The 12,763-nt window shown below is 59.6% G+C and carries 5 protein-coding genes; 2 read left to right on the top strand and 3 right to left on the bottom strand.

The features are described from left to right. Positions 1-42 precede the first annotated feature (42 nt). From IEX36_RS14370 to glgP, 3 genes are all read right to left on the bottom strand, one after another. A complete protein-coding gene (locus IEX36_RS14370; RefSeq protein WP_188760247.1) occupies positions 43-2,586 on the bottom strand; it encodes a glycoside hydrolase family 3 C-terminal domain-containing protein in 2,544 nt (847 codons plus the stop codon). A gap of 241 nt (positions 2,587-2,827) precedes the next feature. Beyond that, positions 2,828-5,827, bottom strand: a complete 3,000-nt coding sequence (locus IEX36_RS14375) for a ligand-binding sensor domain-containing diguanylate cyclase (protein ID WP_188760248.1) — start codon at positions 5,825-5,827, stop codon at positions 2,828-2,830. Positions 5,828-6,031: 204 nt separating this feature from the next. Next, a complete protein-coding gene (glgP, locus tag IEX36_RS14380; protein WP_188760249.1) occupies positions 6,032-7,831 on the bottom strand; it encodes an alpha-glucan family phosphorylase in 1,800 nt (599 codons plus the stop codon). Positions 7,832-8,306: 475 nt separating this feature from the next. Between glgP and clpB the strand changes: the two genes are divergently transcribed. Together clpB and IEX36_RS14390 are read left to right on the top strand one after the other, a co-directional pair. Continuing rightward, positions 8,307-10,982: an ATP-dependent chaperone ClpB gene (clpB, locus tag IEX36_RS14385; protein ID WP_188760250.1), complete on the top strand. Its 2,676-nt coding sequence runs from the start codon at positions 8,307-8,309 to the stop codon at positions 10,980-10,982. Between the two features lie 64 nt (positions 10,983-11,046). Further along, a complete protein-coding gene (locus IEX36_RS14390) occupies positions 11,047-12,753 on the top strand; it encodes an NAD(P)/FAD-dependent oxidoreductase (RefSeq protein ID WP_188760251.1) in 1,707 nt (568 codons plus the stop codon). Positions 12,754-12,763 lie beyond the last annotated feature (10 nt).

Genomic DNA, 12,763 nt, shown 5'->3' on the forward strand with positions numbered 1-12,763 from the left:
GCCCAGATATTCTCTGAGGCGGCTTTAGTCTTTGTAGCGAAGTTAGAAGGTGGCCGACGCAGCAGCTTCCTTCGAGATATCGACCGACCCCTTCAGATCAATCGCCGCCGACGAATCACCCACCCCGATGCGGAAGCTGCCCGGATCGATCTTCCAACCCTTAGCTGCCGTGTCGTAGTAGGCAAACGCGCGGCCGTCGAGCCGGACGCTCACATGCTTTGTCTGCCCCGGATCGAGCGCCACTTTATCGAAGCCCTTCAGCTCCTCTTCAGGCCGCGCAATCTTCGCGTGCGAATCGGAGACGTACACCTGCGCCACCTCCTTGCCCGCGCGCGATCCGGTATTGGTAACGTCGAACGACACCGTCGCCCCCGTGCCATCCGGCTGCACCGACAGGTTCGAGAACTTGAAGGTCGTGTAGCTCAGGCCGAAGCCGAAGGGATAGAGCGGCTCAACATGGTCGTGTTGATAACCGCGATAGCCCACAAAGATGCCCTCTTTATAGACCACGCGATTCGTCCCAGCCTCCGGATAGTAGCTGTTATAGGTCGGATTGTCCTCGGCGCGCCGCTCGAAGGTCGCAGGCAGGTGGCCCGACGGATTCACATCGCCGAAGAGCACCTGTGCCAGCGCCGTTCCACCATCTTGTCCTGCATACCAGTTCTCGATGTAGACCGGCACATGGTCGCGCCATGACTCGCTATCGACGTTGCCGCCCGAGGTCACGGAGACAATGGTCTTCTTGTTCAGCGCAGACATCTCGCGGATAAGCTGGTCCTGGCCAAACGGCAGGTCGAACGTGCGGTCGCTGCCCTCCGACTCAGACTCCGCGTCAAACCCTGCGGCGATCACGACGGCGTCGACCTTCGCGGCAAGCTCCTTCGCGCGAGCAGTCACAATCCTGCTCGCATCCGCAATGCCGAAGCGTGTGCGGCCGCCCCAGCGGTTGGAGTGCGCATCCTCAACGACCACCTTATGCGGGCCGGCAGTCAGGTGCACCGTCAGGTCAGGCTGCAGGGCGCGCGTAAGTTTCCAGTTGTCGAAGATCAGTTTGCCGTCGAGATACGCGCGGCTGCTGTTGCCCTCGCCCGATCCCTGCATGGCGATAACATACTCGCCGTCATGTGCGGCAACGTAGTATCCACTCCAACGATGCGAGACCCCATGGCTCGCTACCGGGTTGTCGCCGTCGTTGCGAGGCGCGTTGTCGATGTGCTGGACAACTGAGTCCGTGCTCGTGCCAGTCAGCTCATTGTCAGCGAAGGTCTCGAGTTTGAGCCCAGCCTTGCTGCCGGCCTGATCGACAACGAAATCAGTATCGCGAGCAAGTTCGTTAAGCGTAGGCAGGCCGCGGTCGTAGTACACCGTAGCCCCCGATCCGAGATACGCCGTCAGCCCTTCCAGCGGGCTCACCGCGTGGAACGGCTTCACTCCTGCGCTTCCTCCGCCGACCGGAACACCCGGATACGCATCCGGCCCGACGACAAGAATCGACTTGATCTGCGATTTGTTCAACGGGAGCAGGCTGCCCTCGTTCTTCAGTAGCACCAAGCCCTCCTGCGCCGTCTCCAGGGCAACCGCGTCGTTCTGTGCGTCATTCAGCGAGATCGAGTTGTCCATCTGCGTCCGGTCCAGCCAGCCAAAGCGCGCAGCCGTATCGAGAATGTGGAAGACCTTCTCGTCAATCGTCGACTCCTTGACCTTGCCGCTTTGCACAGCAGGAAGCAGGTTCTTGGGATTCATAAACGCGCCCGTAGGCATCTCGATATCAAGCCCGCCATTGGCCGCACCGACGCCGTCATAGGTCGATCCCCAGTCCGACATCATCACGCCCTTGAACCCCCAGTCCTTGCGGGCAATGTCCGTGTTCAGGTAGCCGTTCTGCGTCGCGTGCGTGCCGTTGATCAGGTTGTAAGAGTCCATGATCGAGCCCACATCGCCCTTGCGCACCGCGGCCTCAAAGCCCGGCAGGTAGATCTCGCGCATCGTGCGCTCGTCGATGATCGAGTCCGAGTCATGGCGCAGATACTCGTTGTTGTTGCCCATGTAGTGCTTCACCGTCGCACTGACGCCCTCACTCTGCATGCCCTTGATGTAGCCTGTGGCAATCTCGCCCGTCAGGTACGGGTCTTCGCCGAAGTACTCAAAGTTGCGCCCATTGCGCGGTGAGCGATAAATATCAATTCCCGGGCCAAGCATGAAGTGGATTCCGCGTGCTCGCGCGTCCCGCCCGATGCCTTCGCCGGCCTTGTACGCGAGGTCGCGGTTCCATGACGCTGCCAGACCGATGCCGATCCCATACGTGGTCGAAGGCAGGCCCACATTGCTGCGCACACCGAACGGCCCATCAGACATCTCCAGCGCAGGCAATCCCAGGCTGGGCATGGCACGAACAGCGAATCCTGTGCCCCCGATGTACTCGAGCTTCTGCTCCAGTGTCATCTTCTGAATAATGGCGTTGACGCGTGCATGAATTGCATCGGAGTCGGGCTGCGGGGCCTGTGCCAGCGCGGCTGAAGTCGTGAACGCTGCTGCGCACAGCAACGCCGCGAGGCTCGTCTTTGTTCTCAGGGGTCTCGGCAACATGTGTAGCATGGTCCTTTCCTTTTTTGCTGGTGACGGTACTTACTGCCTGTCTGCGTGTTGAAGAAATCTCCCGCAAGGGGGAGATTTGCTTCATGAAAAATGAACGTTTGTCTGGAACAACATCAGCCTTCGCAAAAAATAGACAGCATGGCTGAAGGTGGGAAAACACTCCACGGCATAGTAACGCGAGATCGCAGCCGGGGGCTAGGTTCTTGCTGTATAAAACGATTTTGAGGCAATCTCAAGAGGCTCCGATCATCGGATCGGGCTGGCTTGGTCTTGAATGGAAGACGACGCGGTCCCTCCCACCGTTCTTAGCCTGATACAGAGCTTCGTCAGCCGCGCGCACCATGTCTTCGACGGCCATCATATTGTCTTCAAGTGAAGCGGCCCCAAAGCTCGACGTGATGTGAAATGTCTTGCCATCAAACTCAAACGGCTTCGCCGAAACTGCTCGGTGCAGTTGCATCAGGCGCGTCTCCGGCTCTTCCGCAAAGCCTGGCAGAATGATGAGGAACTCCTCGCCGCCGTATCGTCCCATGAAATCGTAGGGGCGGATATTCTCCATCATGCGGTGTGCAGCATCGCGCAGAATTGCGTCGCCGGCCAGGTGCCCATGCGTGTCATTTACCTGCTTGAAGTGGTCCAGATCAGCGAGCACGACCGTCAATTTGGAGCGCTCGCGGCGCGCGCGTGTCATCTCGCGCTCCAGAATCTCAAGAATTGCTGGGCGGTTCCACATCCCTGTCAGAGCATCATGCGACGCCTGATGCTCCAGCGCCTCACGCGCCGCCATCAATTCCAGCTTCTCGGCCTCCAGTTCACTCGTGCGCTGCGCGATTAGCTCCTTCAAGGCCGCCTGCTCCTGCAGCAGACGCCACTCGCGCCATCGCCAGACGGCAAACGAAAGCAACGTCGCCAGCAGCGCGAGAAACAGGTAGAAGTATCGCGTCTTCCACCAGGGCGGACGAACCGTAAACGCCAGCTTCACGGTCTCCGATGCGTTGCGCCGGTTCGGGTCCAGCGCCTGTACCTCGAAGACGTAATCGCCCGGAGGCACAGCCGCATAGTGCAGGCTGCGCATCGTCGTCTTATTCCACGAGGGCTCAAGCCCCATCAGCCGATAGCGGAACTGAAGTGAGCCTTCGCGGTCGTAGTTGGGCGAAGTGAAGCGCAGGTCGAGCGGCGAATTATGCCAGCGCCAGCGATTTCTTCCTCCTACGCTCAAAGGCTTCTCGCCAAGCGTCGCCGAGGTCAGCACTATGCCGAGATCTTCATCGTTGAACAATTGCCTCGGATGCAGCAGATGGATCAACCCGCCGTTGACTCCAATCCACACCGAGCCATCGCCGTCTGCGTAGAATGCGCCTTCGTCAGTGTCGTTTGATATCAGGCCATCACCCGTGGTGAGCAGACGCCAATGCGTCCCGTCGAAGACCTCGACTCCCAGATCCGTTCCCACCCACATCAGCCCGGAGCGGTCATAGCGGACGAATTGAATATCGGTCGAAACCAGCTCTGGCGTCGTCAGCGATGCCAGCACCTTCGCATGATCTCCCTCGACCTGCAGATGGTATAGCCCGGCAAGCCCACCCCCGATCCACAAACTACCATCACGCGCTATAGCCAGCGAGCGGATGCCTCCACGCGTCAGCCCCGCGTCGACTGAGATTTGTGTCCACTCGCCATCTTCCGTATTCGGGCTTTGGCTTGGTGCAAGCCGATAGAGATGATGGTCGGAGACGAACCAGACATTGCCTTTGGCGTCCTCTGCAGCATCGTCAAAGCTGTCCGCCGCCATCCGCTCGTCGGCGACCTTCTCCACCTTCGGATGCGTGAGTGGATGCCGTATCACCAGCAGACCCGAGCGAGTGCAGAACCAGATGCGGCCCCACGAATCCGTGAACATGCGTACAACCTGCGGAACCCGTGCAAACTGGGCGAAGCGTCCATCTCCGGGAGCTGCGCGCATCAGAAACCCCGGCAGGCTCACCGTCCAGATCGCGCCGTCACGCGACTCCGCAAACCCGTCCGGCTCCTGAAAATAGTCCATCGGAAAATTCGGCGCTTTGCGGATGTGGCCGTCTTCCAGCCTGCCAATCTGCACCTGGTCGCCAACCCAAAGGCGTCCCTTGAGATCGCGAAACATCGTCCACACGATGTCATTGCCTAGGCCTTGCGCGACGGTCCAGTTTTCGATTTGCCCATAACCCAGCCACCGCTCCAGTCCGTGGCCGCGTGTTGCGAACCACAGCGAGCCTTGTCGGTCACGAAGAATTGTACTGATGTCGCTGAACGAGATGCCGTTGGACGCATTGAAGACCTGCCAGCCCGCGCCGTTCCATCGCGCAATCCCCGTCGTCGATTGCGTCAGAATATTGCCATACCGGTCTTCGCCAAACGTCAGCACGCCCGAGCCATAGAAGAGCGCTTCAGAGTGCGGCGTGATATCGCGGTCCACAAAATCTGCGGCATTGGCTGCGCGCGCCAGAACGTAATGCGGGCTTCGTGCCCACAGCGTGCCATGGCTGTCGCGATAAAAAGTGAGCCATGCGGCCGGCTGTGGAACACCTTGCCGTTCGCCGAGCACATCAACGCTCTTGCCCCGGACATGGCAGATCGTCGGTCCGCAGCCAAGCCAAAGCGAGCCATCGTGGTCCACGTAGACAGTGTGAAGCTGCGCCAGCTCTGGATGCGCTGCAGTCTGTGCAGCAGTGAAGTATGGTGTGAGCGTCCAGGTGTTGCCTGATGGCTGCGCCACCATCAGCTCGGCTCCATTCACGACCAGGATGTGGCTTGCATCGAGCGAAGTCAGCCGCTGTCCCACGCCGAACCTGCCCGTGCCATCTTTATTGATCGGATGAAAGCGGCCATCTGCAAAATAGTACAGATGATCATTTGAGGCCGCCCATATCCGGCCCGAAGCATCCATGGCGACGTCGATCACCATGCTCTCTTCCAGTCCATCCGCTAAACCAAAGCGATGAAAGCCGGAACCGTCATAGCGGAAGAGACCATTCTCCGTCGCAGCCCACAGAAACCCCGACTGGTCCTGAATCAGCCGGAAGACATCCATGTTCTGAAGGCCGTCGTCCTGAGCGTAGTGGCGGAAGGTAAACTGCTGTGCACCTGCCACAGGCAAAGCAAACAAAATCCCAAGCAACAACAACACGAGAGCGCCGCGACGCGAAGACGCAGGAGACGCACTTGTCCTATAGCCCCTGTGTAGGTAATTCGTCATACGGCTCACCTGTTGAGACGCTTTAACGCATGGAAGGAACGCTCCATCCAGTCACATTGCAAGAGATAGTTGAGGAGTCTGCAAATTCATACGGCTCGAATCGCCTCACCATTGTTTCACAAAGCGCTTCAGGCCCGCGGCTAAATATAGCAGCGTCATCGCTTACGGATGATTTAACCTCGTGTCTTCAATTCCTTCAGATAGTCAATTGACTGTCGAGGAGATCTCCGCAGCCGAAAATGGAACATCGCTCGCGCGCCGGTGCAGCCGGAACGGCTCACCAGCCGGCGGAGCCAGCAGAACAGGAGCGGGCGGAAAGTAAGCATTGCCCAGGTACTGCGCCAGCATCCGGTGCGTGTTGAAGAACGTGCCGTTCATCCCGATGCAGTGCCGTTGCACCCGCGCCCACGCTCTTGGATTGGCGTAGACCGGAGCGATCCGGTTCTCCAGCTTGTCGTAGAGACTCGCCGCCTCCGCCTGCTCTGTCTCGGCGTCGTCGATGGCCCAGCCGGTCACGCCCTCGGCGCATCCCTCAATCCACCACCCATCCAGAATCGAGAGCGATGGCACGCCATTCAGCGCTGCCTTCATGCCCGATGTGCCCGAAGCCTCATACGGCCTCCGCGGCGTATTCACCCACACATCAACGCCTTGGGTCAGCAACGCACCCAGCTCCCAGTCATAGTTCTCGAGGAAGTGAATCCTCAGCAAGCTCGAATTCAGGCGGTCAGCTACTTCATACACTTCGCGGATCAGGCCCTTACCCGGACCATCCGCCGGATGCGCCTTGCCTGCAAACAAAATCTGCAAGCCGCCGATCTTCTCCGCAATCGCCACTAGGCGAGCCGTGTCCTGCAGAAGCAGGCTCGCGCGTTTATACGTCGCCACTCGGCGCGCAAACCCAAGCGTAAGCACAGTTGGATCGAAGTGGTGTCCCGTGCGCTTTGCCACAACGTCGAAGAGCCTCTGCTTGTTCTTGAGATGACAGGCCGAGATCTGTGCCGGATCAATTCCGTAGACCGATCGCAGGTACTGGTTATCCGTGCGCCAGCCCGGAATCTCTGCATCGAACAGCTCCTGGAAGTGGTGCGATACCCACGTTCCTGCATGGACGCCATTCGTAATCGCATGGACCTTGTAGCCCGGAAACATCTTCTGCGATACCTTGCCATGCTGCATGGCTACGCCATTCACGTAGCGTGAGAAGCGCAGCGCGATATAGGTCATGTTCATCAGGCCGTTGTGCAGGCAGCCAGCGCGGTCAATTGCGGTCGCGCGGTCCTGCCCCAGCACCTGGTACATCTGGTCAACTCCAAACTGGTCGTGGCCTGCTGGCACCGGCGTATGGGTCGTAAACACACAGTGCTCCCGCACCGCTTCTATATCCGCGTCCGTTGCATTTGCCAGCGGAGCGCCATCCAGCTGGTCTTCGAGCAGCCCCAGCGCCAGCAGGGCCGCGTGGCCCTCGTTCATGTGGTGGACCTCGGGTTTACATCCAAGCGCATTGAGCAGGGCAACGCCGCCCAGTCCGAGAACCGCCTCCTGGCACAGCCGGTAGTAGCTGTCGCCACCGTAGAGGTGGTCCGTCAACCTGCGGTCCCACGGATCGTTGCCTTCGACATCGGTATCGAGCAGGAACACCGGAATCACGTGCCCGGTGACGCCGATAACGTCATAGCGCCAGGCCCGCACCATCAGCTTCCGCTCATTGAGCGTTAGCGTAACCACCTCACCCGCGCTGGGCAGGCTCTCCGGCTGCCACGGCACGTCCGACTCCGTCTGCTGTCCAATGTCAGAGAGGTGCTGGCGGAAGTACCCCCGCCGGTGCGCCAGAGAGATAGCCACCATCGGCGCCGCCATGTCGGCTGCCGAGCGGAGCGTGTCCCCTGCGAGCATACCCAGACCGCCCGAGTAGGTCGGAAGCTCTGGCGAAAGTGCAATTTCCATCGAGAAGTAAGCGATTGTTCGGCCGGCAAGACTGGGCGCGTGGGTAGACAAGCTCATGCGGTGGTAATTCCTCTTCTCGTCTCCTGCATTGCTCTCATCGGCAATTGCGGGAAGAAAGATCGTTCGGGGCGGGGGAGATGCGCAACTCCGACAAAAAGATGTCCTGAACTAAGGCTCATTCTAGCAAAGCTACCCTCGATGGCCACAGAATCTCGGTCATCCGGGCTGGTTCTATCGGGCCATTGACGGGGTTAACTGTGGAAAGCCTGTAGATAATTCAATCGGTCAAAATATGAGTGTCTTTATGTCAGATAATATGCAACTAATTTACCCAGATGGCATCTTATCTCTATGTCCGGGCCGGGTCCGTAATCCCTCTCATTCGCAGAAGACTGCGGAGCGGCAGAGGGTCGTCCTGACTTGGGCCTTCCTGTTATTTCTCCGGGAAAAGGAGTATCAGCACAAGGTGCCGATTGCTCCACGTGGAACAATTGCGGGTGCCAGGAAGAAGATCAGTGGGAAGGGGTGAACGATGGCGATGAAGTGGGACAAATTTACAGTGAAGTCGCAGGAGGCTGTGCAGGCGGCCAGCCAGCTCGCGGCTGAAAACGGCAATCCGGAGGTGATGCCGCTGCACCTGATGGCGGCGCTGCTCGAAGACCGCGAGGGCGTGGTCATTCCAGTGCTCGAAAAGATCGGTGTGCCTGTCCAGCAGTTGCTTGCGGGGGTGAACTCCGCGATCCAGAAGTTGCCGAAGGTACAGGGAGGCACGCAGCCCGGCCTGAGCGCTCCGCTCCAGAAGGTGCTCGAGCAGGCATTCAAGGAAGCAGAAAACTTCAAGGACGATTACGTCTCGACCGAGCACCTGCTGCTGGCCCTGTCGAAGGCCCCGGGTGTAGCGAAGGGTGACGCCGTGCAGTCCGCGCTCGCGGCGCTGGGCGCTACGCACGACTCCATCCTCAAGGCGCTGAGCGCGGTGCGCGGCAGCCAGCGCGTGACCGACCAGAACCCTGAGGGCAAATTCCAGGCGCTCGAAAAGTACGCAAAAGACCTGACCGACCTGGCGCGCCGCGGCAAGCTCGACCCGGTGATTGGCCGCGACGAAGAGATTCGCCGCGTCGTGCAGGTGCTCTCGCGCAGAACGAAGAACAATCCAGTCCTGATCGGCGAGCCCGGCGTGGGCAAGACCGCCATCGTAGAAGGTCTCGCACGCAGAATCTTCCTCGGCGATGTGCCTGAGATTCTTAAAAACAAGCGCGTCTGCGCGCTCGACCTCGCATCGATGGTCGCAGGCGCGAAGTTTCGCGGCGAATTCGAAGAGCGCCTCAAAGCCGTCCTGACCGACATCGAAGCATCGAACGGCGAAATTATCTTATTCATCGACGAGCTACACACGCTCGTCGGCGCAGGCGCAGCCGAAGGCGCGATGGACGCGAGCAACATGCTCAAACCAGCGCTCGCGCGCGGCCAGCTCCGTGCCATCGGCGCAACCACGCTCAACGAGTACCGCAAATACATCGAAAAAGACGCTGCGCTCGAGCGCCGCTTCCAGGTCGTCTACGTCGGCGAGCCGAACGTCGAAGACACCATCGCCATCCTGCGCGGGCTCAAAGAGAAGTACGAGGCGCACCACAAGGTGCGGGTCAAGGACTCGGCCATCGTGGCCGCGGCAACGCTGTCGCACCGCTACATCTCCGACCGCTTTCTGCCCGACAAGGCAATCGACCTCGTCGACGAAGCAGCAGCAGCGCTGGCGATTCAGATTGGGTCCGTGCCGGTTGAGATCGACGACCTCGAACGCCGCGCAACTTCACTCGAAATCGAGTGCGCGGCGCTCAAGCGCGAGAGCGATCCCAACTCAAAGGACCGCCTCGAAGCCGTCGAGCGCGAACTGGCCGAGGTCAAGGAGCAGTCCGCGGCCCTGCGCGCGCGTTGGCAAAAAGAGCGCGGCGCGATTGGCCGCATCGCCGAGCTGAAGCAGCAGTTGGAGGGCCTGCGCTTCCAGATGGAAGAGGAGACACGCAAAGGCAATCTTCAGCGTGCAGCCGAGTTGCAGTACGGTGAAATTCCCAGGATGGAAGCGGAGTTGAAGGAGTTGACCTCGCTGCAGGACGAAGCAGTGAAGGAAGATGCAGCCGAGGCCGCCAAGGGCGTCGCGCCCAAGCCGGCCCGCATGTTGAAAGAAGAGGTCGACGAAGAAGATATCGCCCGCATCGTGTCGAAGTGGACAGGAATCCCCGTCGCCAAGATGCTCGAAGGCGAGACGCAGAAGCTGGTGCAGATGGAGGACCGTCTGCGCGACCGCGTCGTGGGCCAGGACGAGGCGCTCTCGGTCGTAGCCAACGCCATCCGGCGTTCCCGCGCGGGCCTGAGCGACCCCAAGCGGCCGATTGGTTCGTTCATCTTCCTTGGTCCCACCGGCGTCGGCAAGACCGAAACCGCGCGTGCGCTCGCAGAGTTTCTCTTCGACGACGAGTCCGCAATGGTGCGGATCGACATGAGCGAGTACATGGAGAAGCACGCCGTCGCGCGCTTGATCGGCGCGCCTCCGGGATACGTCGGTTACGACGAGGGCGGTCAGTTGACCGAAGCCGTCCGTCGCCGTCCGTACTCCGTCGTGCTCTTCGACGAGATCGAAAAAGCACATCCCGACGTCTTCAACGTGCTCCTGCAGGTACTCGACGATGGACGCCTGACCGACTCCAAGGGCCGGACGGTGGACTTCAAAAATACCGTGCTTATCATGACCTCGAACGTCGGCGCAGCGCAGTTGACCTCTGCCTGGGCGCAGGGCGAAGAGGGCTTCAACGAAGCGAAGGAGCGCGTCATCGACGAGTTGAAGAAGCACTTCCGTCCGGAGTTTCTGAACCGCGTGGACGATATCGTCGTCTTCCATCCGCTCGGCGACGAGCAGTTGACCCACATCGTCGATCTACGGCTCAAGGACCTCGAAAAGCTGCTGGCAGACCGCAGAATCACGCTGGAGCTGACCGATGGCGCACGCAAGGCGATCTTCAAAGCCGGCTACGATCGCGCTTATGGCGCGCGTCCGTTGAAGCGGGCCATCCAGCGCATGGTGCAGGACCCGCTGGCGGTAAAGATCCTCGACGGCAGCGTCCTGCACGGCGACCATGTCGAGGTGAAAGACAGCAAAAAGGGGCTGGAGTTTATCGTCAAGCAGCGCCAGCCCGAAGGGAGTCGCGTCTAACGGGCAGGCCCCGGACGAGCACATATAATCAAGCGGGAATACTTCAGAAAGTGGTAGGAATCGCGTGAAGAAAACCGCTGTGATTATCGGTGCTGGACCGGCAGGATTGACGGCTGGCCTTGAATTTTTACGGCGGTCGGATGTCATGCCGGTCATCCTTGAAGCCAGCGACGAGATCGGTGGCATCTCACGGACGATCAAGTACAAAGGGAACCGGATGGATATCGGCGGCCACCGGTTCTTCTCGAAGAGCGACCGCGTGATGCAGTGGTGGATCGATCTGATGCCGCCCGAGACCACCGACGATGCGGCACCGAAGATCAGCTATCAGGGCAAGAAGCGCGTCGTCGTCCCTGCGCATCTGCCCGAAGAGCCTGTGCTGCGCGGCGCCGGGCCGATCATTCATCACGCGCCGGGTGCGGTGTTTGAAGAGGACAAGGAGCCCGCGCCGGAAGAGATTGCCGAAGAGGTGGCGGTGCAGCCAGCGGCTGATCCTGACCTCGTGATGCTGATCCGCCCGCGCAAGAGCAGGATCTACTACCTACGCAAGTTTTTCGACTATCCAATCACCCTGACAGCAACGACTCTCAAAAATCTTGGCGCCACTCGCACAGTCAAGGTCGGTGCCAGTTACATGAAGTCGCGAGTCAGTCAGATCGCTCCAGAAAAAAGCCTCGAAGACTTCCTGATTAATCGCTTCGGGCGCCAGCTCTACCTGACATTCTTCAAGAGCTACACCGAGAAGGTCTGGGGAACGCCATGCAACGAAATTTCTGCAGAGTGGGGCGCGCAACGCATCAAAGGCCTTAGCCTGACGAGCGCAGTGAAGCACTTCCTGAAGAAGACATTTGGCAAGAAACAGCATGGAGATGTCTCGCAGAAAGGCACAGATACCAGCCTGATTGAGCGGTTCATGTATCCCAAGCTCGGCCCCGGCCAGTTGTGGGAGCACGTAGCCGATCAGATTGCCGCCAAAGGCGGCGAGATTCACATGGGTTGGCGTGTGGTGAAGATTCACTGCGAAGGGAATCGCGTCGTGTCGGTAGATGCGGTGAACGATGCGGGTGAGCGGCGGACATTCAGTGGAGATTATTTTTTCTCGACCATGCCAATGCGCGAGCTGATCGCCGCGATGGACGCGCCTGTGCCCGAGAACGTGCGTGAGGTCAGCCAGGGCCTGCAGTACAGAGACTTCATCACGGTCGGCCTTCTTGCCGACAAACTGAAGGTGCGCGAGCCCGACGGCGGTCTGCTCAAAGATACGTGGATTTACGTGCAGGAACCGGATGTGTTACTGGGACGGTTACAAATCTTCAACAACTGGAGTCCACACCTCGTATCCGATCCCGCAAAGGTATGGATCGGCCTCGAATACTTCTGTTACGACACCGACGATCTATGGAAGATGCCGGACGAGGAGTTGAAAAAGTTTGCCATCGCCGAGGTGGCCAAAATCGGGATTCTGGACGCGACAGATGTAGAAGACGGCCACGTTGTGCGCGTACCAAAGACGTACCCAGCCTACTTCGGAACCTACGACCGCTTCGACGAGCTGCGTGAGTTTGTCGACCGTTTCGAAAACCTGTTCCTGGTAGGCCGTAACGGCATGCACAAGTACAACAACCAGGACCATAGCATGTTGACCGCAATGACCGCGGTCGACGGCATCATCGCCGGCAAGGTAGACAAAGCTTCGCTGTGGGAGATCAACACCGAGCAGGAGTATCACGAAGAGAAGGCGGACAAAGAGGCTGCCGCCCAGACCAACTGAGCGCCCGCGA

This window comes from Edaphobacter acidisoli, assembly GCF_014642855.1.
Classification (GTDB): Bacteria; Acidobacteriota; Terriglobia; order Terriglobales; family Acidobacteriaceae; genus Edaphobacter; species Edaphobacter acidisoli.

Bases quoted from the DNA above. Each gene is read 5' to 3' on its own strand.
- IEX36_RS14375 (WP_188760248.1), bottom strand. From the start codon at position 5,827: ATGACGAATTACCTACACAGGGGCTATAGGACAAGTGCGTCTCCTGCG.
- IEX36_RS14370 (WP_188760247.1), bottom strand. From the start codon at position 2,586: ATGTTGCCGAGACCCCTGAGAACAAAGACGAGCCTCGCGGCGTTGCTG.
- clpB (WP_188760250.1), top strand. From the start codon at position 8,307: ATGGCGATGAAGTGGGACAAATTTACAGTGAAGTCGCAGGAGGCTGTG.
- glgP (WP_188760249.1), bottom strand. From the start codon at position 7,831: ATGAGCTTGTCTACCCACGCGCCCAGTCTTGCCGGCCGAACAATCGCT.